Origin of the sequence: Pseudomonas fluorescens (genome assembly GCF_001708445.1) — a bacterium.
Classification (GTDB): domain Bacteria; phylum Pseudomonadota; class Gammaproteobacteria; order Pseudomonadales; family Pseudomonadaceae; genus Aquipseudomonas; species Aquipseudomonas gorinensis.
This window is the reverse complement of the sequence record NZ_CP015637.1, coordinates 405713-431743: the sequence shown is the minus strand read 5'-3', so window position 1 is coordinate 431743 and position 26031 is coordinate 405713. Positions and strand designations below refer to the sequence as shown.

The following is a 26031-nucleotide window of genomic DNA, read 5'->3' as shown; positions in this document are numbered from 1 at the left end:
GCTCCCTACCTGACAGGTCAACCGATGGATCAACGCTACCGCTTTCGCCTGGAGTCCCTGGGCATTTTTCTGATCGCTTTGTTGCTGTTCACCCTGGGTATCTGGGATCAGCAGCCCCAGGGCTTTGATGGGCGCTGGGCGTTGTTCCTGCAGGAGATGTTTCGCCATGGCGCGAGTCTTTTCCCTACGACCTATGGGCAGCCCTACGCCGACTACCCTGGTACCGCGACGTTTTTCAGTTTTGTATTTGCGCGCTTGTTCGACGCGCCAAACCATCTGGCAAATGTCATGCCCACGGCGCTGGCCTCGGCGGGTGTGGTTGCCCTGATCTATCGCTTGCTGGTGCCTTACAGCCGCAACTGGGCGCTGCTCACGGTGCTGCTGACCTTGCTCACCACTCAGTTGCTGGAAAAGTCGCGTTCGGTTTGCCTGGACCAGATGGTGGCGCTGCTGTGCGTCGGCAGTTTCTATCTGCTGCACAGTGGTGAACGCCTCGGTTCGCGCCTCAGGCAATTGGCGGTGTTCCCGCTGTTCGTCCTGGGCTTTGCGATTCGCGGGCCGTTAGGGTTGATCGAGGTCTGCGGCGTGGTCTGCGTGTATTGGGCGTTGGGCCGTCCCGGCGAGCGGGTCAGGCAGGTGCTGGTGCACGGTATGGTTGGCCTGGTGCTGTTGGCGGCGTGCTGGTGGTTGCTGATGAAGCTGGCGCGGATCAGCGGTGGCGATGCCTTTGCCGATGAAGTGTTCAGGATGCAGGTCGGTGGGCGCCTCGACGAAACCGGTGAGCCGTTCTATTTCTATTTCCAGTTGAGTTTGTACCGCTACTTCCCCGTGGTGCCCCTGGCGTTGGCCACGATGATTGCGTTGCGACATCGCTGGGCGCAGCGCCAATGCGATGAGAATGTGCAACTGACAATACGGCTTGCGGCCTGTGGCTTGATGATTTTGCTCGGGCTGTCGGTGCCGCACTTCAAGCGTGCCTATTACATCTTGCCCATGGTGCCAATGTTCGCCGCTGTCGCGGCCTATGGGCTGCTCCACGCGCAGGGCTGGTTTGCGGGCATACGTCGATGTTACGAAGGGCTCGTCGTGGCGTTGCCGGCGTTGGGTGGGGTTGTGGTGTTTGTGTGCCGCTATGGGTGGCAGAAACACGGTTACTGGCCTAACGTTTCGTTGCCTCTGCTGATTGGCGCCCTGGTGCTGTTGCAGTTGGCGGCGTTGCTTGCCTGGCGTCGCAGCGCGCGACTGGTGTCGCTCAGTGCGATTGCACTCGCGGCGCAGTGGTTGTTGTTGGTGACGGTGGTGGAGCCGGCCAAGGACCTGCAGTTCGACACCCGGAAGTTTGTCAGCCAGGTGGAAGCGCTGCGTGCGACGGAGCCTGGGCCATTGGTGTTCGTCAATCTCGGTCGGGACACCTGGGCGGTGCGCTACATGATGAACCTGGACCACGATGAGCAACCGCTGTTCGTTGGGCGCAATGAGATGGAACGGTTGGGCGAACTGCCTCGGCCGGCGTGGGTAATAGTGGCGCGTAAGGAAACCGCGCTGCTGCAGGGAACGCCAGTGGAGCATTTGACTCCGATGTACAACGGGCGCTTGAACGACAACCCGTTGCTGGTGTTTCTGCTCAAGTGAACAGGCGATTTAGAGCGTGTTGGTGTATGTTTGCCGGGTAAATGACCGGCGGGTCATATAACGCCTATCTGGCTTTACCGTTTTTGTAATCGTTGTAACGTGCGGATCAAGGAAATGATGGAAATGGACTTCAAGCGGCCCGGCGCTCAATCACCCGGTGCGACCTCCCTCGCGGGTGGCGGTCACGTGATCGGCCGCTCGCGGCTTGGCTTGCTGAGCATCTGTTTCGACGGCGGCTGCAGTTACCCCTCGATGATTATCATGTTGCAGGGCGTGTTCAAGCGCTACGGGCGCCTGGTGCGCTTTGGCGAGAAGTTGTCGGCGCAGGACTGGTTAAATCGGGTCGAGGAGCGCGGCTTCCAGGTGTCGGACCAAGAGAGGGCGGCGGTGGTGACGCTGATGTGGGATCGGCGTTGAGTGACTTAGTGGCAGGGGCGATGTTGAATCGCCCTTGATCAAGGCGCCAAATCCAAGGCAACAAAAAACCCGCACCAGGCGGGTTTTTTGTGTGTTCCAGATGATAGTTGCACCACCTGAAACTTAATAGTGGTGCCCAGAGACGGAATCGAACCGCCGACACGGGGATTTTCAATCCCCTGCTCTACCGACTGAGCTATCTGGGCAACGGGGCGCATTAAACGGGTTTTTCAGGGGGTCGTCAAGCAAGTTTTCAAAAAATATTTAATTATTACCGTCGCTTACGTGCCGACCCCGGTTTTTGATCAATTATTGAGCAGGCGGCACGTAGCCGTCGGCCTTGGCGTAATCCTCGCCGGAAAAATACTTGTCCATCTCACCTTGCAGGTATTTGCGGTCTTCGGCGTTCATCATGTTCAGGCGTTTTTCGTTGATCAGCAGGGTCTGGTGTTTTTGCCAGTCGGCCCAGGCTTTGGCGGAAACATGATCGAACACGTCCTGGCCTTTGGCGCCTGGGTATGGAGGGCGTTCCAGGCCGGGCAGTTCTTCTTTGTACTTGCGGCACATTACGGTGCGGGTCATGACGACTCTCCTGCGTTCAATACTTCAGCCGCGCGCTTCAGCAGTTTTTTCACCGGGGCGGCAAGGCCCAGGCGCGGCGGGGTGGCGAGGTTATACCAGAGCCAGTCGGCCTCGGCCACGTGATGGGCGGGTTCCTCGACCTGGACCAGCCAGGGTTCGATGGCCAGCTGGAAGTGGCTGAAGGTGTGGATCAGCCCCGGCAGTGCCTGTTGCGTGCCCAAGGCCAGTGCATGCTGGTGGGCAAGGTGTTCGAGGTCGTCGAGGTCGTCCAGCTCCGGCAAGCTCCACAAACCGCCCCACAGGCCCGTGGAAGGGCGACGGTAAAGCAGGATAGCGCCCTCGGCGTTGGCCAGCATTGGCATCAGCGTGCGCTTCTGGGGGATGGCCTTGCGTGGCTTGGGGGTCGGGTAGCGTGTCTCCAGGCCGAGCATATGGGCTTCGCAGCCTTTTTCCAGCGGGCATAACAGGCAACTGGGCTTGCTGCGGGTGCAGAGGGTTGCGCCCATGTCCATCATCGCCTGGGTGTAGGCGTTGACGCGGGTCTGCGGGGTGAAGCGCTCGGCGGTGGCCCAGAGTTGCTTGGCGACCTTCGGGTCGCCGGGGTAGCCCTCCTGAGCGGTATAGCGCGCCAGGACGCGCTTGACGTTGCCGTCGAGGATCGGTGCGCGCAGGCCCATGCTCAGGCTGGCAATTGCACCGGCCGTGGACAGGCCGATACCGGGCAGCCCGGTGAGTTTTTCGACATCGCGGGGAAACTCGCCGCCGTACTCGGCCACGACGATCTTCGCGGTCTTTTGCAGGTTGCGTGCCCGGGTGTAGTAGCCCAGGCCGGTCCACAGGTGCAGCACTTCATCTTCCGGGGCGGCGGCCAGGGCTTCGACGGTTGGCAGCGAAGCCATGAAACGGTCGAAGTAGTTGAGCACGGTGCTGACCTGGGTCTGTTGCAACATGATCTCCGAGACCCACACCCGGTAAGGGGTGATGCCCTGTTGCCAGGGCAGGTCATGGCGACCGTGGCGGTCGTACCAATTCAGCACCGCCTGCGAAAACTGCTCGTTTCTCATCGTTTGAACAGGCCTTTCAACGCATCTTTGAGTTGCGGGTTTACCTTGTCGAGCTTCTCTTCCAGCTTCTCGTTGAGGCGGTTGCCGGCAGCCTTGATGGCGACCTGGCCCAGGCCATCCTTGTCCAGGCGGCATGCCTTGGCGCCCAGTTCCAGCGGGCCACGGCAACGTAACGGAACTTCGATGCCCTGGAAGTTGGCGCCTACTTCACACGCCGGGTCCGGTACTTCGCGTTGGTCGCCTTCGACGATGATGCCCACCCGATAATCCATGCCGAGCACACGCAGGTCGATGTCACCGTTGCCGTTCACCGTGAGGCCTGGGATACGCACTTTCAGGTCAGGGTTATTGGCTACGCCATTGCGGAAGCTCAGGTTGCCCTTCAGTTCCTCGAACGGTGTGTCCTTGCCACGTGGCTCGCTGTTCAAGGTCTTGCGGTTGAGCAGGGCAATACCGGTGCACAACTGCTGTTCAAGGTTGGCGTTGAGCAACACGCCATTGTTGATCACGAAGCTGGCGGTGCCGTTGAGGCTGTCGATCAGGGCCTTTTGGCTGTTGCCGCGGCCGCTGAGGTTGCTGTCGAGGGTGACCAGGCCTTTCACCGGCGGATTTTGCCCTTGGGCTTGCAGGATGCGTTCGACCGGCACCTGCTTGATGCGGCTCTGCAGCGCCAGTACCGGAATATCCTGGCGCACATCGAGGGTGCCGTTGGCCTGGAAGGTGCCGTTGTAGAGGCCGCCGCTCAGGGTGTCGAGCTTGAGCTGGCCGTCGAGGCCGGTGGCCTTCAGTGCCGCGTTCTGGATTGGCAGCTTGCTCAGGGTCAGTTGCCCAAAGGTGAGGTCGGCATTCACATCCAGGGTGCGCAGGCGGGTCAGTGGCAGCAGCTTGTCGGTGCTCCAGGCGCCCTTGGTCGGGGCGTCCGGCAGCGGTGTGGTGCCACCGGCGGCCATCGCGCCGGCTTCGCTGTTCTGGACTTCGGCCTGGCGTGCAGCGGCGGCGCCTTTGGCGGCGTCGGACTTGGCTGGCAGGTAGTTGTCGGCGTTGAACGTGTCGCCCTTCAGTTGCACGCGCAGTGACTGCTTGGCGAAATCGTCCACCGCGATGCGACCGGTAAAGGTGCTGCCGTCGAGTTTCAGGTTCAGGTCTTCCAGCGCCATGCTGGTCGGCGTGCCCTTGAGGCGGCTGACCAGTTCGACCTTGCTCAGGCTGCCCTCGGCCATATGCGGCAGCGGGTTGCCGATGCTGTCGAGGAACGTGGCCAGGTCAAACTGGGCGATGGACAGTGCGCCACTGATCTGCGGTGTCTTGTCGAGGTCGTTGACCTTCAGCTCGCCGAGTGCGCGCAGCTGGTTGGCCGAGAGTTTCAGGTTGGTCCACTCGGCAATGTTGGCCGCCAGGTCCACCAGCAGTTGACCCTGGGTGGAGAAGGTCACGGTCTTGCCTTGCAGCGGTTCACCGGTGGCTTCGCCGCTGAGTTTCATGTCTTCGAACTGGTAGCGCTTGAGGGCGCGTTGAATGCGCAGGTTGCCGTTGAGCTCGGTCTTGACGCGCATCACCGGTTGGTTACTGCCGAAAAAGGCCGTGAGTTTCAGCGGAATGCTTGCCCCTTCGTGCACGGCACCGGCGCTCAGCTGGATGCTTTCGGCGCTGAACTGCTTGCCGGTCTGCTCATCGTTGTATTCGATGCGGGCGTTGTTGATCGTCAGGCTGTCGATATCGAGGCGGATCGGTTTTGGCGGTTTTTCCGGTTCGTGCTCGGCAGACTGCTCCACTGGGGCAGGGGTGGCGGTACCTGCCTCCGGCGCGGTCTTACCGATGTCTTCCCAGTTGCCATGGCCCTGCTTGTCACGGTTCAGGCGCAGATTGAGGCCCTCGACACGCACATCGCTCATCTGCACCTCGCGGCGCAGCAACGGCAGCACGCGTACCGACAGGCCGAGCATCTGCAGGTCAGCGAACGGTTGGGTCGGGTTGGTCAGGGTCGCGACGCTGGCTTCGTGCAACTCCAGGCCCAGCCACGGGAACAGGCTCCAACCGATATCGCCATTGAGCGTCAGCTCGATGTGGGCCTTGTCGCGGGCAATCTGGCGAATCTCGTCTTTATAGTCGTTGGGATCGAAGAGATGGGTCAGGGCAAAGCCGAGAGCCACAATGATCAGCAACAACCCGAGAAGTACCAGACCCAGGATTTTGCCGAACGCTTTCATGGGCGAGTCCTTGTATGTCGATTTCAAAATGTAGCCGCAGAGTATAACGCCCGACGACCGGCGTCAGTTCACAGATCGTTACATTGTATCTAGGGCCAGGAAAACGGAATTTTGACGTCAAAAAGTGCAAAAAATCCGAAAAACGTAGTGGCACTTTGGTTTTTATGGCGTCCACTGATGCTAATCTCTGCACGTTCGTTCGCCTTCTGCGACTTAAGGTCGCGCCTAAATGGAGCTCTACTCAACAAAACGGCCACGCTTTGCGTGCAAGGCCGAGGGAGAGAGCGCCTGACGAACACATACTAACAACTGGGGGAAACACCAATGAGTACTAGCATGGCGGCGAGTATTACTGCCGCACAGCCTGCGTTCCTGTCCAAGGAACGCATCATCGCCAAGCCCGGTTTCAACCGCTGGCTGGTTCCACCGGCCGCCCTGGCCATCCACTTGTGCATCGGCATGGCCTACGGTTTTTCGGTGTTCTGGCTGCCACTCTCCAAGGCGCTGGGTATCACCGCACCTGTTGCCTGTGCGCCGGACATGAGCTTTATCGCCCAAGTCTTCTCGTCCCAATGCGATTGGCCCATCTCTATGCTGGGCTGGATCTACACCCTGTTCTTCATCTTCCTGGGCTGCTCGGCAGCGATCTGGGGCGGCTGGCTGGAACATGCCGGGCCACGCAAGGCGGGTGTTGTATCGGCGCTGTGCTGGTGCGGCGGCCTGTTGATCTCGGCGCTGGGGATCTACACCCACCAGATCTGGCTGATGTGGATCGGTTCCGGGGTTATTGGCGGTATCGGCCTGGGCCTGGGCTATATCTCGCCCGTGTCCACCCTGATCAAGTGGTTCCCGGACAAGCGCGGCATGGCGACCGGCATGGCGATCATGGGCTTCGGCGGTGGCGCCATGGTTGGCGCGCCGCTGGCCGCTGCGTTGATGGGGCACTTTGCTTCGCCGACCAGCGTGGGCGTGTGGCAAAGCTTCCTGGTGATGGCGGCGATCTACTTCGTATTCATGATCGGTGGCGCACTGTCGTACCGTGTTCCGCCGACCGGCTGGAAGCCTGAGGGCTGGACCGCACCGGCGAAAAAAGCCAGCAACTCGATGATCACCCACCGTCACGTGCATGTGAACGTGGCCTGGAAAACCCCGCAATTCCGCCTGGTATGGCTGGTGCTGTGCCTGAACGTCTCCGCCGGTATCGGCATCCTGGGCATGGCTTCGCCGCTGCTGCAGGAAGTGTTTGGCGGCAAGCTGCTGGGTGTGGATGTACCGTTTGGCCAGCTGGATGCGGGGCAACTGGCGTCGATCGCGGCCATTGCTGCGGGCTTCACTGGGCTGTTGAGCCTGTTCAACATTGGTGGCCGGTTCTTCTGGGCGTCGTTCTCCGACTACCTGGGCCGTAAAAACACCTACTTCGTGTTCTTCGCCCTGGGCTTTGCCCTGTACGCGCTGATCCCGAACCTGGGGCACCTGGGTAACGTGGCGCTGTTCGTGGCGGCGTTCTGCATCATCCTGTCGATGTACGGCGGTGGTTTTGCGACGGTTCCGGCGTACCTGGCCGACCTGTTCGGTACCCAGATGGTCGGCGCGATCCACGGTCGCCTGCTGACTGCCTGGGCGGCGGCGGGCGTGTTGGGCCCGGTGCTGGTCAACTACCTGCGTGAATACCAGTTGAGCATCGGCGTTGAACGCGCTGCGGCCTACGACATCACCTTGTACATCCTGGCGGGTCTGCTGGTGCTGGGGTTCATCTGCAACATGCTGGTGCGTCCTGTGGCCGACAAGTACTTCATGACCGATGCCGAGCTGGCTGCCGAACAGGCGCTGGGTCATGACAAAGGTGCTGATGCCACGACTGTGCTGGAGTGGAAAGCCTCCGCCGGCAGCAAGCCGCTGGCTGTTGCGGCCTGGTTGGTGGTGGGTATTCCGTTGGCATGGGGGGTGTGGGTGACCCTGCAGAAGACGGCGGTGCTGTTCCACTGACACCGCGCATGCCTTGTGGTCCCAGGCGTGTTGGGGGTTGTGGCGAGCGGGCTTGCCCCGCGTTGGGCTGCGCAGCAGCCCAATAAAACCAACGCGTTCTTCCCGTCAGAACGCGTTGGTATATTTTGGGGCTGCTGCGCAGCCCAACGCGGGGCAAGCCCGCTCGCCACGACAAGTCTGCTTCGACACATAAGCCCGCTCTTGCTTGTATGCACATGTCTATCCCCGACACTCCATCAGTCTTATCCCCTTCGATGTTTCTGTTTAGCGCCCGCGCCCCTATAATGGCTGCCTTTTTCGCCCAATGATTTTGCGGAGCTGGTGATGGCCGAACGTAAGGCGTCCGTCGAGCGCGACACTCTGGAAACCCAGATCAAAGCCTCGATCAACCTGGATGGCACCGGAAAGGCCCGATTTGATATCGGTGTACCTTTTCTTGAGCACATGCTGGACCAGATCGCCCGTCACGGGCTGATCGACCTGGATATCGTCAGCAAGGGCGACCTGCATATCGACGACCACCACACGGTGGAAGACGTAGGCATCACCCTCGGCCAGGCGTTTGCCAAGGCCATTGGCGACAAAAAAGGCATCCGTCGCTACGGCCACGCCTATGTCCCGCTGGACGAAGCGCTGTCGCGCGTGGTCATCGACTTCTCCGGCCGCCCAGGCCTGCAGATGCACGTGCCCTACACCCGCGCCACCGTGGGCGGCTTCGACGTCGACCTGTTCCAGGAATTCTTCCAGGGCTTCGTCAACCATGCGCTGGTGAGCCTGCACATCGACAACCTGCGCGGCACCAACACCCACCACCAGATCGAAACCGTGTTCAAGGCTTTCGGCCGCGCGCTGCGCATGGCGGTGGAGCTGGATGAGCGTATGGCCGGGCAAATGCCCTCGACCAAGGGCGTCCTGTAATGCAGACGGTCGCGGTTATCGATTACGGCATGGGTAACCTGCACTCGGTGGCCAAGGCCCTCGAGCACGTCGGGGCCGGCAAGGTGCTGATCACCAGCGACGCCAATGTGATTCGCGAAGCCGACCGCGTGGTATTCCCGGGTGTCGGCGCGATTCGCGATTGCATGGCTGAAATTCGCCGCCTGGGCTTTGACAGCCTGGTGCGCGAAGTCAGCCAGGATCGCCCGTTCCTCGGCATCTGCGTGGGCATGCAAGCCTTGCTCGACAGCAGTGAAGAGAACGACGGCGTCGACTGCATCGGCCTGTTTCCCGGCCAGGTGAAGTTCTTCGGCAAGGACCTGCATGAAGACGGCGCCCACCTGAAAGTCCCGCACATGGGCTGGAACGAAGTCAGCCAGGCGGTGCATCACCCACTGTGGCACGACATTCCGGACATGGCGCGTTTCTACTTCGTGCACAGCTACTACATCGCCGCCGGTAACCCGCGCCAGGTGGTGGGGGGTGGGCACTACGGCGTCGACTTCGCCGCTGCGTTGGCCGAAGGTTCGCGTTTTGCCGTGCAGTTCCACCCGGAGAAGAGCCATACCCATGGCCTGCAATTGCTGCAGAACTTCGCCGCCTGGGATGGGCGCTGGTAAATGGCCAGGAAACCGAAGCAGCCGATCTTGAACCTCACGCCTGAGCAGGAGCGTGAGGCCACCGACAAGATCAAGCGCTTCATGGAGGATCGCTTCGAGCTCAAGCTGGGCTCGTTCGAGGTCGCCGAGATTCTTGAGTTGTTCACCACCGAAGTGGCTCCGCATTATTACAACAGGGCGATTTTCGATACGCAGACGCTCCTTAAAGAAAGGTTCGAAAGCATCGAAAGCGACCTGTGGTCGCTTGAGAAACCCTGATTTCCCAAGCATTGCTGAATATCGAATAAGGTTTGCCAGATGCTGATTATCCCCGCTATCGATCTCAAGGACGGCGCCTGCGTACGTCTGCGCCAAGGCCGTATGGAAGACTCCACCGTGTTCTCCGATGACCCGGTGAGCATGGCTGCCAAATGGGTGGAAGGGGGCTGCCGTCGTCTGCATCTGGTGGACTTGAACGGCGCCTTCGAAGGCCAGCCGGTCAATGGCGAGGTGGTCACCGCGATCGCCAAGCGCTACCCGAACCTGCCGATCCAGATCGGCGGCGGTATCCGCTCCCTGGAAACCATCGAGCACTACGTGAAAGCGGGCGTGAGCTACGTGATCATCGGCACCAAGGCGGTGAAAGACCCGGCGTTCGTCGCCGAAGCCTGCCGCGCGTTCCCTGGCAAGGTGATCGTCGGCCTGGACGCCAAGGACGGTTTCGTCGCCACCGACGGCTGGGCTGAAATCAGCACCGTGCAAGTCATCGACCTGGCCAGGCAGTTCGAGGCCGACGGTGTGTCCGCCATCGTTTATACCGACATCGCCAAAGACGGCATGATGCAGGGCTGTAACGTACCGTTCACTGCGGCACTGGCGGCGGCGACGAAGATTCCGGTGATTGCTTCCGGCGGTATTCACAACCTGGGCGACATCAAGTCGCTGTTGGACGCCAAGGCTCCTGGGATCATCGGCGCCATTACCGGTCGCGCGATCTACGAAGGCACCCTGGACGTCGCCGAAGCCCAGGCTTACTGCGATGCCTACAACGGCTGAGGACTGACCATGGCGCTGGCCAAACGCATCATCCCTTGCCTGGACGTCGACAACGGTCGCGTGGTCAAGGGCGTCAAGTTCGAGAACATTCGTGACGCCGGCGATCCGGTGGAAATCGCTCGCCGCTACGATGAACAAGGTGCCGACGAGATTACCTTTCTCGACATCACCGCCAGCGTCGACGGCCGCGATACCACGTTGCACACCGTCGAACGCATGGCCAGCCAGGTGTTTATCCCGCTGACCGTGGGCGGTGGCGTGCGCACCGTGCAAGACATCCGCAACCTGCTCAATGCCGGCGCGGACAAGGTCTCGATCAACACCGCGGCCGTGTTCAACCCGGAGTTCGTCGGCGAAGCCGCGCAGCACTTTGGCTCGCAATGCATCGTGGTGGCCATCGACGCCAAGAAAGTCTCCGGCCCCGGCGAAACCCCGCGCTGGGAGATCTTCACCCACGGCGGGCGCAAGCCAACCGGGCTGGACGCAGTGGAGTGGGCGATGAAGATGGAAGGCCTGGGCGCCGGTGAAATCCTGCTGACCAGCATGGACCAGGACGGCATGAAAAACGGCTTCGACCTGGGCGTGACCCGCGCGATCAGTGATGCGCTGGGTATCCCGGTGATCGCCTCCGGCGGCGTCGGTAACCTGCAACACCTGGCCGATGGCGTGATCGAAGGCCACGCCAGCGCGGTGCTGGCGGCGAGTATTTTCCACTTTGGCGAATACACCGTCCCCGAGGCCAAGGCCTACATGGCGGCGCGCGGTATCGTCGTTCGCTAAACGCTGCTGGACACCATGGCGGGCGCGCGGCACTCTCTGCGCTTGCCATGGATTCCGGTAGCCTTCATGTTCAAGACCCTGCTGCTTGCCCTCGCCAGCACCTCCATTTTTATGGTGAGTGCAGCTCACGCCGAAGAACCGTCTGATACCTCCCTGGTGCTGCTGACGGAAAATTTCCCGCCCTACAACATGGCGAAAAACGGCAAGAACTTCGCCAAGGAAGAGAACATCGAAGGCATCGCCGTGGACATCGTGCGAGAAACCTTCAAGCGCGCCGGCATTTCCTACAACCTCACCCTGCGTTTCCCCTGGGAGCGAATCTACAAGCTCGCCCTGGAGAAACCCGGCTACGGCGTATTTGTCATGGCGCGCCTGCCGGATCGCGAAGCGCTGTTCAAATGGGTCGGCCCCATTGGCCCGGACGACTGGGTGCTGCTGGCCAAGGCCGACAGTAAGATCCAGCTTGCCGACCTTGAGCAGGCGCGCCGCTACAAGATCGGCGCCTATAAAGGTGATGCGATTGCCCAGACGCTGGAGAAGCAGGGCTTGACCCCGCTGGTGGTGCTGCGCGACCAGGACAATGCGCAAAAGCTCATGGACGGCCAGATCGACCTTTGGGCGACCGGCGATCCCGCCGGGCGTTACCTGGCACGCCAGGTGGGTGTGACCGGGCTCAAGACGGTGCTGCGCTTCAACAGCGCCCAACTCTATCTCGCGCTGAACAAGGATGTGCCGGATGAGACCGTGGCGAAGCTGCAGGCGGCGTTGGACCAACTGCGCAAGGAGGGTGTGGTCGACCAGATCATGGCGAAGTACCTCTAGCCTTCCGTCGACTCTTTTTTGTAGCAAGCCCTAATGCGGTTCAGTTAAAGCTTTTTTTGTAGGAGCGAGCTTGCTCGCGAAAAACTCACAGGCGCCGCGTTCATTCAGGGAACCCACGTTATCGTTGACGTTTTTCGCGAGCAAGAACTAGGCGTCCCCCTCGCTCCTACAGAAGGCGATGTACGCTTAACTGAACGGCATCAGGGCTTGTCGAATCGCCACAGAGGTATCAGATCCTTAGCGATAGATGCCGTTCTTACCGTGACCACCCATGGCCTGGTTACCGCGCACACTGATCATCAACTTGATATCGATCCAGTCGACGCCCTGGGCCTTGAGCTTGGGCAGCTCGCGTTCCAGTACCGCCAGGGTCTGCGGGTACGGATGACCGATCATCACTGCCGAACCCTGTTTATGCGCCAGCTTGATCGCGGTTTGCAGTTGCGTGGTGATTGCGGCTTCGGTGCGCTCGTCGTCGAGGAAGACATCCCGCGAGACATGGGCCAGGCCAATTTTCTGTGCCTCGGCGGCGGCGACGGTCTGCGCGCTGGTGCGGCTGTCGACAAAGAATTTGTTGCGTCGTTGCAGGTCGGCCATCAACCAGGCCATCGCCGCGGGCTGTGCGGTCATTCGACTGCCCATGTGGTTGTTGATACCGGCGGTGTAGGGCACGGCCTGGAACGCGGCGTCCAGGCGCTTGCCGAGCTCTTCGATAGGCAGGTCGGGGTGCCAGGCGAACGGACCGGTGGCCGGGTCCATGGGCATGTGCAGGATCACGATCTTGCCGGCCTTGTGCGCTTCGCGGGCGAATTCGGCGGCGTGGGGCGTGTCGGGCATGATTGCGGTGGTCACCGGCCCAGGCAGGGCCAGCACGCGACGATCCCGGGCCAGGTTTTGCCCGAGGTCGTCGATGATGAGGGTCAGGTAGGCTTTGTGCGGCTCGCTGGCGGGAGTCGCGTGAGCGACCCCTGCCAGGCTGCATAGCGCAGCGATGATCAGGGCAAAGCGCATATCAACGGCTGCGCGTAATGCTCAGGCCCTTGAGCAGGCTCAGCGCCTGGGCCAATTGGTAGTCATCGTCCTGCGGCATCGGCTTGGCTTTGGAGCCGCTGCCGGTTGGCTGGTCGGCGCCGCCGTTGCCATTGCCCAGGTGGCCTTGCAGGTCCGCTTCCTTGTAGTACTCGCTGTCGACCTCGTTGGTGATCTTGGCCTTGCGCACTTCGATGTCCGGCACGATGCCCTGGGCCTGGATCGAGCGACCGTTTGGCGTGTAGTACAGCGCCGTGGTGATCTTCAGCGCACGCTCGTTGTTCAGCGGCAGCACGGTTTGCACCGAGCCTTTGCCGAAGCTGGTCGTGCCCATCAGCACGCCGCGCTTCTGGTCCTGCAGGGCACCGGCAACGATTTCCGAGGCCGAGGCGCTGCCGCCGTTGATCAGCACGGCCAGCGGTACGTTTTCGCTGAGGTCGTTGCCGGTAGCCGAGAAGCGCAACTCGGAATTGGCGATGCGGCCCTTGGTGTAGACGATCAGGCCCTTGGTGATGAAGTGGTCGACCACTTCCACCGCCGCCTGCAGCACGCCACCTGGGTTGTTGCGCAGGTCGAGCACGATGCCGTTGAGCTTCTTGCCGTTGTCCTTGCGCAGTTTGGCCAGGGCCTTGGCCACTTCGTCGCCGGTCTTGACCTGGAACTGGGTAATACGGATGTAGCCGTAGCCTGACTCGAGCAACTGGCTCTTCACGCTCTTGACCGTGATGGTCGCGCGGGCCAGGGTCACGTCGAACGGGGCACCGCCGTCGCGCACCAGGGTCAGGGTGATTTTCTGGCCGATTTTGCCGCGCATCTTGTCGACGGCTTCGGTCATGGTCTGGCCGCGGGTCGGCTGGCCGTTGATCTTGACGATCAAGTCGCCGGCCTGGATACCGGCCTTGGACGCTGGGGTGTCGTCAATCGGGGAGACGACCTTGATCTGGCCGTCCTCGGCGCCGACTTCGATGCCCAGGCCGCCGAATTCACCGCTGGTGCTTTCCTGCAGCTCGGCGAAATCTTCCGGGCCGAGGTAGGCGGAGTGTGGGTCGAGGTTGCTGAGCATGCCCTTGATGGCATTCTCCAGCAGGGTCTTGTCGTCTACGGGTTCGACATAGGCGGCCTTGATCCGGTCCATGACCTCGGCAAAGGTGCGCAGCTCGTCCAGCGGCAACGGCGCCTTGGTGGTCGCGGCCGTGGCGGCAGGTGCAGCCGGTGCGGCCTGGTCGGCAAAAGCCAGAGGCGCGCCGATCACCAGGGCGATCGTCAGGGCCAGCGAAGTGAGGCGGGACAAATGCAGCATGTCGAACGAACTCCTAGTGTAGATGCGCCCCTATCCTTGGGAGCGGCACCATTGTGCGGGATCGCTCGGGCGACCCTGCTGACGAATAGCGAAGTACAGCGCCGGGGTGTCCTGGCCGCCACTGTTACCGACAGTGGAGATGGATTCACCGGCTTTTACAACATCACCTGCCGACTTGAGTAAAGTCTGATTGTGGCCATAAAGGCTCAAATAGCCATTACCGTGGTCGAGAATCACCAACAAACCGGCGCCCCGCAGCCAATCGGCAAACACCACGCGGCCACCGTGTACGGCATGGACCTGGCTGCCAGCAGCGGCGCTGATCATCACCCCGTCCCACTTGGCGCGGGTGTCGTCGCCACGGGTTTCCCCAAAGCGTGCCAGTAGTCGACCATCAACCGGCCATGGAAGTTTGCCGCGCGCGGAAGCAAAAGGGCCGCCGAAGGATTCGCCGGCGCTGGAAACCAGCGGGCCAGGTGCTGCGTGCGCGGGCTTGTGGGGGGCCGGAGCGTCCGTCGTGGCTGCCAGTTCGGCCTCACGCTGGCGCTTTTTTTCGGCTTCCTGCTGGGCGATCAGCGCTTTCTGGCGCGCTTCCTCGGCCTCACGTGCCTGGCGGGCCAGGGTTTCTTCGATGGTCTTGAGTACCTTGGCCAGGTCGGCCTGGTCCTGCTCGCGAGCTTGCAGCTTGGCGTCGCGGGCCTTTACGTCTTCGTTGAGCTTGGCCAGGGCCAGCTGGCGTTCCTTGCGGACCTTGTCCAACTGGTCGCGCTGGACGTCGAGGGCGCTTTTCTGGTCGAGCAACTGCGACTGCTGGTCGGCGATTTCCTGTTCGACATTGGCCAGTTGGCGCAGGGTCTCGTTGAAACCCTTCAATTGCGCCAGGCGTGCCTGGCTCACGTAGTCGTAGTAGGTGAGGGTGCGCGCGAACTTTTCCGGGTTCTGCTGGTTGAGCAGCAGCTTGAGGTACTCCTGGCGGCCGCTCTGGTAGGCGGCGCGGGCCTGGATCGCGATCAGGCGTTGCTGTTCAACGCGTGCGCTCTGGAGTTTTTTTTTCTCAGCGTCGAGTCGCTCCAGTTCCGACTCGCTCTTCTTTAATTCTTTTTGCAGCTCCTGGACCTGTTTCTCCAGCTTGCCCATCTCGGTTTCCGTGCCGCGCAGGTCTTTCTGCACCCCGGATTTTTCTTCCTGGAGCTTGCCGAGCAGTTTTTTCAGCTCGGTAATGTCCTGACGCGTAGCGTCCAACTGTTGTTGGGTTTGCGCGCGCTCATCGGCAAACGCCGGTTGGAGCAGGCAGACAAGAGCGAGGGTAATCAAGGCGCGAAGCATAGAGGCGGGCGACACCACGGAAAGGGACGGCCTAGTATGCCCGCCAAGCGCTGCAAAAAAAACGCCCAATTCAGGCTTCCGGGCAAGATAGGTGCCGAGTGGCGCTGGTATGGCAAAAAGACATCTACCAAACGCGGAAGATCCAATGTGGGAAGGGGCTTGCCCCCGATAGCGATGTATCAGCCACATGGGTGTCAGCTGATCTACCGTAATCGGGGGCAAGCCCCCTCCCACACTATTTTTCGGTGATTCTGAGAATCAGACCAGAATCGAAGTGCCGGTCATCTCTTTCGGCTTCTCCAACCCCATCAGCATCAACATTGTCGGTGCCACATCCGCCAGCACGCCGCCATCACGCACTTTGAAGTCGCGCTTGCCGACGTAGATGAACGGCACCGGCTCGGTGGTATGGGCCGTGTGGGCCTGCCCGGTGGATTCGTCGGACATCTGCTCGCAGTTACCGTGGTCGGCGGTGATCAGCGCTTCGCCGCCGACCTTTTCCAGCGCATCGACGATGCGGCCGACGCACTGGTCCAGGCATTCCACGGCCTTGATCGCGGCTTCCAGGTTGCCGCTGTGGCCGACCATGTCACCGTTGGCGTAGTTGACCACGATCACGTCATACCGCTGGTGGTCGATGGCGTCGACGATCTTGTCGGTGACTTGCGGCGCGCTCATTTCCGGTTGCAGGTCGTAGGTGGCGACTTTAGGCGACGGGATCAGGATGCGCTCTTCGCCGGGGAACGGTTCTTCGCGACCGCCGGAGAAGAAGAAGGTCACGTGGGCATACTTCTCGGTTTCGGCGATGCGCAGCTGGGTCTTGCCGTTTTTCGCCAGGTAGTCGCCCAGCACGTTGTCCAGGCTGCCTGCGGCAAAGGCTGCGGGGGCGGGGATGCTGGCGGCGTATTGGGTCAGGCCGACATATTGGACTTTCGGCTGGCGCGCACGCTCGAACTCCTTGAAACCGTCTTCGACAAACACACGGCTCAGCTCGCGGGCGCGGTCGGCGCGGAAGTTCATGAAGACCACGGCGTCGCCGTCTTCGACTTTCACCGGCTCGCCGATGGTGGTGGCTTTGACGAACTCATCGCTCTCGCCACGGGCGTAGGCGGCTTCAAGGCCTTCCTGGGCGGTGGCGGCGTTGAATTCGGCCTGGCCGTCGACGATCAGGTTGTAGGCCTGGGCCACGCGGTCCCAACGGTTGTCGCGGTCCATGGCGAAGTAGCGGCCGACCAGGCTGGCGATGCGGCCTTTGCCCAGGGCGGCGAAGGTGGCGTCCAGCAGCTCAATGGACGACTGCGCGCTCTTCGGCGGGGTGTCGCGGCCGTCGAGGAAGGCGTGCAGGTAGATCTTGTCGGCGCCCCGCTTGAAGGCCAGTTCGGCCATGGCCACCAGGTGGTCCTGGTGGCTATGTACGCCACCGTCGGACAGCAGGCCCATGAAGTGCACCGCTTTGCCGGCGGCGACGGCTTTATCCACTGCCGCGCAGATAGTCGGGTTCTCGAAGAATTCGCCATCGCGGATCGCTTTGGTCACGCGCGTGAAGTCCTGATAGACCACTCGTCCGGCGCCCAGGTTCATGTGGCCGACTTCCGAGTTGCCCATTTGGCCGTCCGGCAGGCCCACGTCCATGCCGGAACCGGAGATCAGGCCGTTGGGGACGGTGGCGGTCAGGCGGTCCAGGACCGGCTTGCGCGCCGAGTACACGGCGTTGTCGTGGTGGCTTTCACTGTGTCCGAAGCCATCGAGAATTATCAGGACCAAAGGTTTAGGCGTAGTAGTCATAGATCCTCTCGCGGCGGTAATTAGTGAAGGGGATTGAAAAGGGAGTGGCAGTTTAAAGCGAAGTTCCGACCACGTCACCGCTTTACGGGGGTTGGCCCCCCCTGGCGGCTGTGTATACTTACCGCCATTTTAACGCCCTGGAACCTCCTTGATGGTTGATCACCTGATTGCATTTGCCACTGCCCACTATCTGCTCGCGGGTGCCTTCGTCATCCTGCTGGCGCTGCTGATCGCTCACGAGATGAGCCGCGGTGGCCGCAGCCTGAGCACGTCGGAGCTGACCGCGCTGGTCAACAAGGATGAGGCGATTGTCGTGGATATCCGCCCGGCCAAGGATTTTGCCACCGGCCATATCGTCGGCGCCCTGAACATTCCGCAGGACAAGCTGATTGCGCGCCTGGCCGAGCTGGAAAAACACAAGGCCAAGACCATCATCCTGGTCGACGCCCAAGGCCAGCACGCCGGCACCCACGCCCGCGAAATGCTCAAGACCGGTTTCACTGCGGCCAAGCTGTCTGGTGGTATCAGCAGCTGGCGCGCCGATAACCTGCCGCTGGTGAAGTGATATGAGCCAGGTTGTCGTCTATTCCAGCGATTGGTGCCCTTACTGCATGCGAGCCAAGGCTTTGCTGGAGAAAAAGGGTGTTGCCTTCGAAGAGATCAAGGTCGACGGCAAGCCCCAGGTGCGTGCCGAAATGGCCCAGAAGGCGGGGCGCACGTCCGTTCCGCAGATCTGGATCGGCACCCGGCACGTCGGTGGATGCGATGACCTGTTCGCCCTGGAGCGCTCCGGTAAACTCGATGCGCTGCTGCACGTCTGACTCCCAACCCCTAAAAGACCCCAAGATCAAGAAGGATCTGCGATGACTGACCAACAGAATACCGAAGCAGCAGAAGCCCAAGGCCCACAGTTCTCGCTGCAGCGCATCTACGTGCGTGACCTGTCGTTCGAAGCGCCGAAAAGCCCGGCTATCTTCCGCCAGGAATGGACCCCAAGCGTTGCCCTGGACCTGAACACCCGTCAAAAGGCACTGGAAGGCGACTTCCACGAAGTCGTGCTGACCTTGTCGGTCACCGTCAAGAATGGCGAAGAAGTGGCCTTCATCGCTGAAGTGCAACAGGCCGGTATCTTCCTGATCCAGGGCCTGGACGAGGCGTCCATGAGCCACACCCTGGGTGCGTTCTGCCCGAACATCCTGTTCCCGTATGCCCGCGAGACCCTGGACAGCCTGGTTACCCGTGGTTCGTTCCCTGCGCTGATGCTGGCTCCGGTGAACTTCGATGCCCTGTACGCTCAAGAGCTGCAGCGCATGCAACAGGAAGGCGCGTCGACGGTTCAGTAATCTCGAACCCGACGCAGAACCCAATGTGGGAGGGGGCTTGCCCCCGATGGCGGAGTGTCAGTCGACATCTATGTGACTGATCCACCGCTATCGGGGGCAAGCCCCCTACCACATTTGCTGTGTGTGTTACTTGAAACCGAGTTGGCGCCAGCCTTCGTAGACAGCAACGGCCACGGTGTTCGACAGGTTCAGGCTGCGGCAACCTTCGCGCATCGGCAAGCGCAGGCGATGCCCGTCAGGCAGGGCATCGAGTACCTCGGCCGGCAGGCCACGGCTTTCCGGGCCGAACAGGAATGCGTCGCCTTCGGCAAAACTGGCATCATGGAACGGCCGCGAGCCCTTGGTGGTAAACGCGAACAGCCTTGGGTGGCCCAGGCTTTCCAGGCAGCTGGCCAGGTCGGCGTGGCGCTGCAAGGTGGCGTACTCGTGGTAATCCAGCCCGGCGCGGCGCAGGCGCTTGTCGTCCATGTCAAAGCCCAGGGGCTCGATCAAATGCAGGTGGCAGCCACTGTTGGCGCACAGCCTGATAACGTTGCCGGTATTCGGCGGAATTTCTGGTTGAAAAAGGATGACGTGAAACATGCACGGCTCCGAAGGCAAAGATGCGCTGCATTCTACCCTCGAAGAGGATCCCAGGCCGAAGCTATTGCCGAGGGTTTTGGGCTCGTTGGCGATTGTCGGCCTGATGGTGGGCCTGATGATCGGTCGCCTGACCACCCCCGACCCGGTCGAGTTGCTGCAGGTCGAGCCGGCGGCGGACGGCGTGCTGGTGTGGTTTAACCGCGAGCCCAAGCTGCACGGCGAGCAGGTAGATGGCACCGTGGCGCTGTTGTTCGACGCGCAGGGCAAGGCGGCCGGCGGGCAACTCAAGGTCAATGGCAAGGATGTGAACTGGCGCATACGCAAGACCGATGCTGGCCTGCTGCTGAACCTGGTGGCGGCTCGGCCGTTGCGCGGGGAATGGTCGGGGGAGAAGGCTGAAGGCCGCTGGCGGCTGGAGATCCATCTCCAAGAGCAATAAAAGAGGGAATCCCCGGCCTGCCTGTACCAAGGTCCCCAAAACGGGCTGGGGCTATGGGCGCTGTGCCACATAAGCCCCGGGTGTAAAGAAGGGAGTTCCCGGCCTGCCTGTACCAGGGCTCCCAAAACGGGGTGAAGCCTCAAGGGCTTCGGTGTTAAAGAGGGAATCCCCGGCCTGCCTGTACCGAGGTTCCCCAAAGCGGTGTGGAGCGCGACGCGGTTCGCATCAAGCACCCCGGGTGTAAAGAGGGGATTCTCGGCCTGCCTGTACCAAGGTCCCCGAAACTGGGTTGTACAAGGGTTATTGCAGGGCGCGTGCCAGAGTCGCGAAGTGGCGCCAAAAAAAATCTTCAGAAAGCGCAAAGCCCCGGAATACGGGGCTTTGGTGTTTTCGGGGTTCAGGTTTTTTTCAGCGGTTCTGCGGTTTCAGGCGCCGGATCCATGCCCGATGCCGGTTCATGGTGCATTGAAGCGGTGCACGGTTCTGAAGCCTTTGGAGGTCCAAATGTGGGAGGGGGCTTGCCCCCGACGGCGGAGTGTCAGTCGACATCTATGTGACTGATCCACCGCTATCGGGGGCAAGCCCCCTCCCACATTGGATTTTCAGTGGATCTGAGACTCAGCCCTCATCGCCGTCGTCGTCGTCACCACCATCCACCTTCATCCCCAGTTCCTTGATCTTGCGAGTCAGGGTATTGCGGCCCCAGCCCAGCAGCACGGCGGCATCGCGGCGGCGACCAGCGGTGTGCTTGAGGGCCGTTTCGATCATGATCCGCTCGAACGCCGGTACGGCGCTGTCCAGCAGGTTTGACTGGCCGCGTGCCAGGGCCTGGTCGGCCCATTGGCGCAGGGCTTGTTCCCAGTTGGTCACTGGGGCCGAGTCCTGCGGCAGGCTCAACAGCTCCGGCGGCAGGTCGCTGATATGCACCTCGCGCCCGGATGCCATCACCGTGATCCAGCGGCAGGTGTTCTCCAACTGGCGCACGTTGCCTGGCCACGGCAGGTTCTTCAGGTATTCCTCGGTCTCGGTTTTCAGCAGCTTCGGCTCCACGGCCAGCTCCTGGGCGGCGCGGCTGAGGAAGTGGCGAGCGAGGGTCGGGATATCTTCGCGACGGTCCGACATCCGGGGAATGTGGATACGGATCACGTTCAAGCGGTGGAACAAGTCCTCGCGGAATTTGCCCGCATGCACCAGGGTTTCCAGGTTCTGGTGAGTCGCGGCGATGATGCGCACATCGACCTTGACCGGCGTATGCCCGCCCACGCGATAGAACTCGCCGTCCGCCAGTACCCGCAGCAGGCGGGTCTGGGTATCGGCCGGCATATCGCCGATCTCATCGAGGAACAGCGTACCGCCATCGGCTTGCTCAAAGCGGCCGCGACGCAGGTTGGCCGCGCCAGTGAACGCGCCTTTCTCATGGCCGAACAGCTCGGACTCCATCAAGTCCTTCGGAATCGCCGCCATGTTCAGTGCGATAAACGGCGAGGCCGACCTTGGGCTGTGACGGTGCAGGGCGTGGGCCACCAGTTCTTTACCGGTACCCGACTCGCCATTGATCAGCACGGTGATGTTGGAGTGGCTCAAGCGCCCGATGGCGCGAAACACTTCCTGCATCGCCGGCGCTTCGCCGATGATTTCCGGGGTGCGGGTCAGCGCTGGCGGCGCTTCCTGGTTCTGTTGTTCCTGGGCGTGCTGGTTGGCGCGCTTGACCAGCGCCACCGCCTCGTCCACGTCGAACGGCTTGGGCAGGTATTCAAACGCACCGCCCTGGTAGGACGCGACAGCGCTGTCCAGGTCCGAGTGCGCCGTCATGATGATTACCGGCAGGCGCGGGTGCTGTTCGCGAATCCGCGCCAGCAGGTCCAGGCCACTGGCGCCGGGCATGCGGATGTCGGAGATGATCACGTCGGGCTGCTGGCGCGCCAGGCGGCTCATCACCCCGTCAGCGCTGTCGAAGCTCTGGGTGGTCATGCCTTCCTGTTGCAAGGCTTTCTCGAGGACCCAGCGGATAGAACGGTCGTCATCGACGATCCACACAGTTTCACTACGGCTCATGTCGATGGGGCTCCTTGTTCCAGAGGCAGAAAGATCGAGAACGTGGTGTGGCCGGGATGGCTCTCACATTCGATCAGACCCTGGTGCTGGCTGATGATGTTCTGGGTAATGGCCAGGCCCAGCCCGGTACCGTCCGGGCGGCCGCTGACCATTGGAAAGAAGATGGTTTCCTGCAGTTCCGCAGGAATGCCCGGACCGTTGTCGATGATCTCGACCTTGGTTACCAGGCGATGGCGCACGTGGCCGATGGTGAACTGGCGCAGGGCGCGGGTGCGCAGGCTGATGCGGCCCAGGCGCAGCTCGTTCTGGCTGCTGATGGCTTGCATGGCGTTGCGCACGATATTGAGCACGGCCTGGATCATCTGTTCGCGGTCGATCAATACGTCGGGAATGCTCGGGTCGTAGTCGCGCACCAGGGTGATGCAGCCCTGGCTTTCGGCTTCGACCAGCTGGCAGACGCGCTCGAGCACCTCGTGCACGTTGGTCATCGCCAGCGACGGCAGTTTGTTGGAGCCGAGCATGCGGTCCACCAGGTTGCGCAGGCGGTCGGCCTCTTCAATGATGACGTTGGTGTAGTCCTTGAGGTGCTCGTCCGGCAGCTCGCGGGCCAGCAACTGCGCGGCACCGCGAATCCCGCCCAACGGGTTCTTGATCTCATGGGCCAGGCCGCGGACCAGCATCTTGCTGGTTTCCTGCTTGGACAGCTGGGCTTCTTCTTTGGTGATGCGCAGCAGGCGGTCGCGGGGATGCACTTCAAGCAGCAGCAGGGTGGCGCCGTTGCTCAGGATCGGGGTCACGGCGTAGTCGACGGTCAGGGTTTGGCCGGTCAGGGCCGTGAGCATCGCCTCGCGCTTGGTGAATGGGTGTGCCTGCTCCACCGCCTGGCGCAATGAACTCAAGGCTTCGGCCGACTCGGTGAACAATTCGCTGATGAACTGCCCATGGCTGCGCTGGCCGCTGATGGCCAGGAGCATCTCCGCCGCCGGGTTCATGTACTCAAGACGCAAGTCGTCGTTGAGCAGGATGGTCGCGGTCGTCAGGTTGTCGAGTAACAAACGGTGCAGTGCATCGCTGATGGTCATCAGGACCTCTTTTGGAGCAAGGCGCGGGCTTGAGGCACACGCTGATACAAGGAAAATGCAAAAACCAAACCAAGGCTCCGAAAAGAAGCGTTAAACCCCTGAAATAAGGATTTAAGGCTCGAAACTGTGGCGTTCTGCCAGCTTCAACGGGAAGTTTCGAACCAAAATGGGCTGGGCAGGTGGGTAGGGTGCAAGTTGTCGCACCAATATAGTGCGGTTTTATGAAGGTTGTTCAGGAAGTGATGAGAGATCGTTCTCGGCCGATGTCGAGAGCGATCTCGGTGGCAGGACTTTATCAATGCGGCTGGGACAGCGGCATGCCCATGGTGCCGGCGTAAAACACCAGCAGCTCCACTGGCGTGCTTCCGGTTCTGCCGCGATGGACTGTGCCCACCATCTCGGCCAGGGTTTGCCCTTGAGTCAGGGTGAGAGCCCGCCCGCCTTTACGGGTTTCAACGATCAACTCGCCCGAGAGGATATACGCTGCGTTCGGCATGGGGTGGCTGTGCCAGGGCAACTGCGTATTCGCCGGGATCTTGAGTCGCAACAGCGTAAGTTCCGGCGGGCCGGAGGGGTAAGCCTCGTAAGGTGTTCCGTCCCATGATGCGCTGCTCTGCAGCAGGGTTTCCTTTTCGATCTGTACGGCGTCTTTGGGCTGGCTGCTGCAGCCTAGCGCAGCCAAACACGCCGCTGTTGCGATCAAGCATTTGAGGGCTTCCATGGTCGGTTTCATCCGTTCGCTGAGTGGCCGGTCAGGCTACGATCGCTTTCTGGGGGACGGATGCCGGAAGGGGCCTAAAATGATGTGGGTGTCATCTGTTATTCGCCTGTGTGGATACACAGCTCGGCAGTGGCGCGAATCATCGCCAGTTGCTGCAACGGCTCGTTCAACGGCTCATGCACCGCCTCGGCCAGCCACTGCGGGCACTTTTGGTCGGTGCGTTGCGGGGTGAAGTCCGCCAGTTCTTGCAGCAGGCGTTTTTGCAATTGATCCAGCTGCGGGCGAATCTGCTTCACCAGGTCAGGGCGCGGGTCATCGGGTGCCTTGCCCTGGAACTGCCAGTCGGACAGGTGGGTGTACTGCACCAGTTTGTTCGCCTCTATCTGCGCTGAGAAAAATTGCTCGGCGGCGGCGGGCGCCAGTTTGTAGTTGGGGGCCTGGGCGATGACGCTGGCGATGACCTCCTGTTCGCGCTTCTTGTCCTCTACGGGCTTTTTGCTGTCCCATTTGCTCAGGGCGACCTGGTCGGCGATGGCCAGGCGTTCGGCGATGCTGTTGAGCAATGGCTCAAGGCTGGCTGGCGCGGCGCTCGCACTGGTAGTGACGAACAGCAGGGCAAATACAAGTCGACGTTTCAAGGCTGATCTCCTTGTGGGAGGGGGCGAGCCCTCTCCCACATGTTTAATAAAATTCGGGCAAAAAAAGACCTCCCGAAGGAGGCCTCTTTCATCACGCTGCGTCAAGCAGCGCTACCGGATCAGCAGCTGTAGTACAGCTCGTATTCCAGTGGGTGTACGAAGGTGCGTACTTTGATTTCTTCTTCGCTTTTCAGCTCGATGTAGGCATCGATGAAGTCGTCGCTGAATACGCCGCCTTTGGTCAGGAACGCACGGCCCTTGTCCAGCTCTTCCAGGGCTTCTTTCAGGCTGCCGCACACTTGTGGGATCTCTTTGGCCTCTTCAGGCGGCAGGTCGTACAAGTTTTTGTCGGCGGCGTCGCCAGGGTGGATCTTGTTCTGGATACCGTCCAGGCCAGCCATGACCAGAGCAGCGAAGGCCAGGTATGGGTTGGCTGCTGGATCCGGGAAGCGGGCTTCGATACGGCGAGCGCGCGGGCTGGACACGTAAGGAATACGGATCGAGGCAGAACGGTTGCGTGCCGAGTAGGCCAGCATGACCGGCGCTTCGAAGCCTGGAACCAGACGCTTGTAGGAGTTGGTCGACGGGTTGGTGAAGCCGTTCAGGGCCTTACCGTGCTTGATGATACCGCCGATGAAGTACAGGGCGGTGTCGGACAGGCCGGCATAACCTTCGCCAGCGAAGGTGTTCTTGCCTTCTTTAGCGATGGACAGGTGAACGTGCATACCCGAGCCGTTATCGCCGTACAGAGGCTTAGGCATGAAGGTCGCGGTACGGCCGTAGGCATCAGCCACGTTGTGTACGCAGTACTTCAGGGTCTGGACTTCGTCAGCCTTGGCCACCAGGGTGTTGAATTTCACACCGATTTCGTTCTGGCCGGCAGTGGCCACTTCGTGGTGGTGCACTTCGATGACCAGGCCCATTTCTTCCATGGCGTTGCACATGGAGGTACGGATTTCGTGGTCGTGGTCGAATGGCGGAACTGGGAAGTAGCCACCTTTGATGCCTGGACGGTGGCCTTTGTTGCCGCCTTCCACGTCCTGGTCGGACATCCACGAACCTTGTTCGGAGAAGATCTTGAACATGGAGCCGGAGATGTCGGACTTGAACTTGACCGAATCAAAGATGAAGAATTCTGGCTCAGGGCCTACGAATACGGTGTCGCCGATACCGGTCGACTTCAGGTATTCCTCGGCACGCTTGGCGATCGCACGTGGGTCGCGGTCGTAGCCTTGCATGGTCGAAGGCTCGATCACGTCGCAGACGATGATCAGGGTTGGGTCTTCGGTGAACGGGTCCAGCACGGCAGTGCTGTCGTCCGGCATCAGGATCATGTCGGAAGCTTCGATGCCTTTCCAACCGGCAATGGAGGAGCCGTCGAACATTTTGCCTTCTTCGAAGAAAGCGTCATCCAGCGCGTCGCGAGCCGGCATGGTCACGTGGTGCTGAGTGCCTTTTGTGTCCGTGAAGCGCAGATCAATCCATTTAACGTCATGATCTTTGATGAGTTGAACCGACTTCGACATGGTGTCCTCCGGGTGGCTTCGGGCTGGGTAGTGGAGTTAGCCCTTAGAATGTGGGTGATGCCGGCGCGGATACTCCGCCATGGCAACCTGCCTCACAAGAGAGCAAATTGCATGCCAGTGCGCC

26 protein-coding genes and 1 tRNA gene are annotated in these 26031 nt (G+C 61.2%); 13 read left to right on the top strand and 14 right to left on the bottom strand.

What is annotated here, in order from left to right:
• Window positions 1–24: 24 nt before the first annotated feature.
• Together A7317_RS01865 and A7317_RS01860 are read left to right on the top strand one after the other, a co-directional pair.
• Window positions 25–1632 (top strand): ArnT family glycosyltransferase, encoded by a 1608-nt coding sequence (locus tag A7317_RS01865; RefSeq protein WP_069075093.1) that lies wholly within the window; start codon window positions 25–27, stop codon window positions 1630–1632.
• A gap of 114 nt (window positions 1633–1746) precedes the next feature.
• Window positions 1747–2049, top strand: coding sequence for a hypothetical protein (locus A7317_RS01860; protein WP_223817908.1), 303 nt, complete (start codon window positions 1747–1749; stop codon window positions 2047–2049).
• A 130-nt stretch (window positions 2050–2179) separates the two neighbouring features.
• Here the strand turns inward: A7317_RS01860 and A7317_RS01855 are convergent.
• The 4 genes from A7317_RS01855 to A7317_RS01840 all read right to left on the bottom strand — a co-directional run bounded on the left by A7317_RS01855 (window position 2180) and on the right by A7317_RS01840 (window position 5902).
• Window positions 2180–2255: transfer RNA gene (locus tag A7317_RS01855), tRNA-Phe, on the bottom strand.
• Between the two features lie 103 nt (window positions 2256–2358).
• Window positions 2359–2631, bottom strand: coding sequence for an oxidative damage protection protein (locus A7317_RS01850; protein ID WP_024072880.1), 273 nt, complete (start codon window positions 2629–2631; stop codon window positions 2359–2361).
• Window positions 2628–3695, bottom strand: a complete 1068-nt coding sequence (mutY, locus tag A7317_RS01845; protein ID WP_069075092.1) for an A/G-specific adenine glycosylase — start codon at window positions 3693–3695, stop codon at window positions 2628–2630. Before mutY ends, A7317_RS01850 begins: the two co-directional genes overlap by 4 nt.
• Entirely contained in the window at window positions 3692–5902 is a 2211-nt protein-coding gene (locus A7317_RS01840; RefSeq protein WP_069075091.1) for an AsmA family protein, read from the bottom strand. The genes mutY and A7317_RS01840 overlap by 4 nt, the downstream gene beginning before the upstream one ends.
• 324 nt (window positions 5903–6226) lie before the next feature.
• On the opposite strand from A7317_RS01840, the gene A7317_RS01835 reads away from it, so the two are divergent.
• The 7 genes from A7317_RS01835 (at window position 6227) to A7317_RS01805 (ending at window position 12081) form a co-directional block, all read left to right on the top strand.
• Complete coding sequence (locus A7317_RS01835; RefSeq protein WP_041160817.1) at window positions 6227–7888, top strand: OFA family MFS transporter; 1662 nt, start codon at window positions 6227–6229, stop codon at window positions 7886–7888.
• A gap of 324 nt (window positions 7889–8212) precedes the next feature.
• A complete protein-coding gene (gene hisB, locus A7317_RS01830; RefSeq protein ID WP_017849940.1) occupies window positions 8213–8806 on the top strand; it encodes an imidazoleglycerol-phosphate dehydratase HisB in 594 nt (197 codons plus the stop codon).
• Window positions 8806–9444, top strand: coding sequence for an imidazole glycerol phosphate synthase subunit HisH (gene hisH / locus A7317_RS01825; RefSeq protein WP_024072884.1), 639 nt, complete (start codon window positions 8806–8808; stop codon window positions 9442–9444). Before hisB ends, hisH begins: the two co-directional genes overlap by 1 nt.
• Window positions 9445–9702, top strand: a complete 258-nt coding sequence (locus A7317_RS01820; protein ID WP_024072885.1) for a DUF2164 domain-containing protein — start codon at window positions 9445–9447, stop codon at window positions 9700–9702. It abuts the gene before it with no gap.
• Between the two features lie 39 nt (window positions 9703–9741).
• Complete coding sequence (gene hisA, locus A7317_RS01815; protein WP_016972250.1) at window positions 9742–10479, top strand: 1-(5-phosphoribosyl)-5-[(5-phosphoribosylamino)methylideneamino]imidazole-4-carboxamide isomerase; 738 nt, start codon at window positions 9742–9744, stop codon at window positions 10477–10479.
• A 9-nt stretch (window positions 10480–10488) separates the two neighbouring features.
• A complete protein-coding gene (hisF, locus tag A7317_RS01810) occupies window positions 10489–11259 on the top strand; it encodes an imidazole glycerol phosphate synthase subunit HisF (protein ID WP_003171107.1) in 771 nt (256 codons plus the stop codon).
• Window positions 11260–11325: 66 nt separating this feature from the next.
• On the top strand, window positions 11326–12081 hold the full coding sequence (locus A7317_RS01805) for a substrate-binding periplasmic protein (protein WP_069075090.1): 756 nt from the start codon (window positions 11326–11328) through the stop codon (window positions 12079–12081).
• Between the two features lie 237 nt (window positions 12082–12318).
• Here A7317_RS01805 and A7317_RS01800 read toward each other — a convergent pair whose 3' ends face one another.
• The 4 genes from A7317_RS01800 to gpmI form a co-directional block, all read right to left on the bottom strand.
• The gene (locus A7317_RS01800; protein ID WP_024072887.1) at window positions 12319–13092 is read right to left on the bottom strand and encodes a divergent polysaccharide deacetylase family protein; all 774 of its coding nucleotides are present in this window, start codon (window positions 13090–13092) and stop codon (window positions 12319–12321) included.
• Window position 13093: 1 nt separating this feature from the next.
• Window positions 13094–14410 (bottom strand): S41 family peptidase, encoded by a 1317-nt coding sequence (locus A7317_RS01795; RefSeq protein ID WP_024072888.1) that lies wholly within the window; start codon window positions 14408–14410, stop codon window positions 13094–13096.
• A 30-nt stretch (window positions 14411–14440) separates the two neighbouring features.
• Window positions 14441–15736, bottom strand: a complete 1296-nt coding sequence (locus A7317_RS01790; RefSeq protein WP_069075089.1) for a murein hydrolase activator EnvC family protein — start codon at window positions 15734–15736, stop codon at window positions 14441–14443.
• Window positions 15737–15994: 258 nt separating this feature from the next.
• Entirely contained in the window at window positions 15995–17521 is a 1527-nt protein-coding gene (gene gpmI / locus A7317_RS01785; protein WP_069075088.1) for a 2,3-bisphosphoglycerate-independent phosphoglycerate mutase, read from the bottom strand.
• A 151-nt stretch (window positions 17522–17672) separates the two neighbouring features.
• Between gpmI and A7317_RS01780 the strand changes: the two genes are divergently transcribed.
• Genes A7317_RS01780 through secB form a run of 3 tightly spaced genes read left to right on the top strand, consistent with a single transcriptional unit; the run spans window position 17673 to window position 18864 of the window.
• A complete protein-coding gene (locus A7317_RS01780) occupies window positions 17673–18086 on the top strand; it encodes a rhodanese-like domain-containing protein (RefSeq protein ID WP_041160819.1) in 414 nt (137 codons plus the stop codon).
• A 1-nt stretch (window position 18087) separates the two neighbouring features.
• Window positions 18088–18342: a glutaredoxin 3 gene (gene grxC / locus A7317_RS01775; RefSeq protein WP_024072892.1), complete on the top strand. Its 255-nt coding sequence runs from the start codon at window positions 18088–18090 to the stop codon at window positions 18340–18342.
• Window positions 18343–18384: 42 nt separating this feature from the next.
• Entirely contained in the window at window positions 18385–18864 is a 480-nt protein-coding gene (gene secB / locus A7317_RS01770; protein WP_024072893.1) for a protein-export chaperone SecB, read from the top strand.
• Window positions 18865–18990: 126 nt separating this feature from the next.
• Here secB and A7317_RS01765 read toward each other — a convergent pair whose 3' ends face one another.
• Window positions 18991–19446 (bottom strand): tRNA (cytidine(34)-2'-O)-methyltransferase, encoded by a 456-nt coding sequence (locus A7317_RS01765; RefSeq protein ID WP_010563141.1) that lies wholly within the window; start codon window positions 19444–19446, stop codon window positions 18991–18993.
• Here A7317_RS01765 and A7317_RS01760 point away from each other — a divergent pair.
• Entirely contained in the window at window positions 19445–19885 is a 441-nt protein-coding gene (locus tag A7317_RS01760; protein ID WP_069075087.1) for a hypothetical protein, read from the top strand. The two genes, A7317_RS01765 and A7317_RS01760, sit on opposite strands and share 2 nt — an antisense overlap.
• A gap of 618 nt (window positions 19886–20503) precedes the next feature.
• On the opposite strand, the gene ntrC is transcribed toward A7317_RS01760, so the two are convergent.
• The 5 genes from ntrC to glnA all read right to left on the bottom strand — a co-directional run bounded on the left by ntrC (window position 20504) and on the right by glnA (window position 25907).
• Window positions 20504–21940, bottom strand: coding sequence for a nitrogen regulation protein NR(I) (gene ntrC, locus A7317_RS01755; RefSeq protein ID WP_024072895.1), 1437 nt, complete (start codon window positions 21938–21940; stop codon window positions 20504–20506).
• Complete coding sequence (gene glnL, locus A7317_RS01750; RefSeq protein ID WP_024072896.1) at window positions 21937–23022, bottom strand: nitrogen regulation protein NR(II); 1086 nt, start codon at window positions 23020–23022, stop codon at window positions 21937–21939. The genes ntrC and glnL overlap by 4 nt, the downstream gene beginning before the upstream one ends.
• Window positions 23023–23317: 295 nt before the next feature.
• The gene (locus tag A7317_RS01745; RefSeq protein WP_069075086.1) at window positions 23318–23743 is read right to left on the bottom strand and encodes a cupin domain-containing protein; all 426 of its coding nucleotides are present in this window, start codon (window positions 23741–23743) and stop codon (window positions 23318–23320) included.
• Window positions 23744–23841: 98 nt separating this feature from the next.
• On the bottom strand, window positions 23842–24381 hold the full coding sequence (locus A7317_RS01740) for a chorismate mutase (protein ID WP_024072898.1): 540 nt from the start codon (window positions 24379–24381) through the stop codon (window positions 23842–23844).
• A 119-nt stretch (window positions 24382–24500) separates the two neighbouring features.
• The gene (glnA, locus tag A7317_RS01735) at window positions 24501–25907 is read right to left on the bottom strand and encodes a glutamate--ammonia ligase (protein WP_024072899.1); all 1407 of its coding nucleotides are present in this window, start codon (window positions 25905–25907) and stop codon (window positions 24501–24503) included.
• Window positions 25908–26031 lie beyond the last annotated feature (124 nt).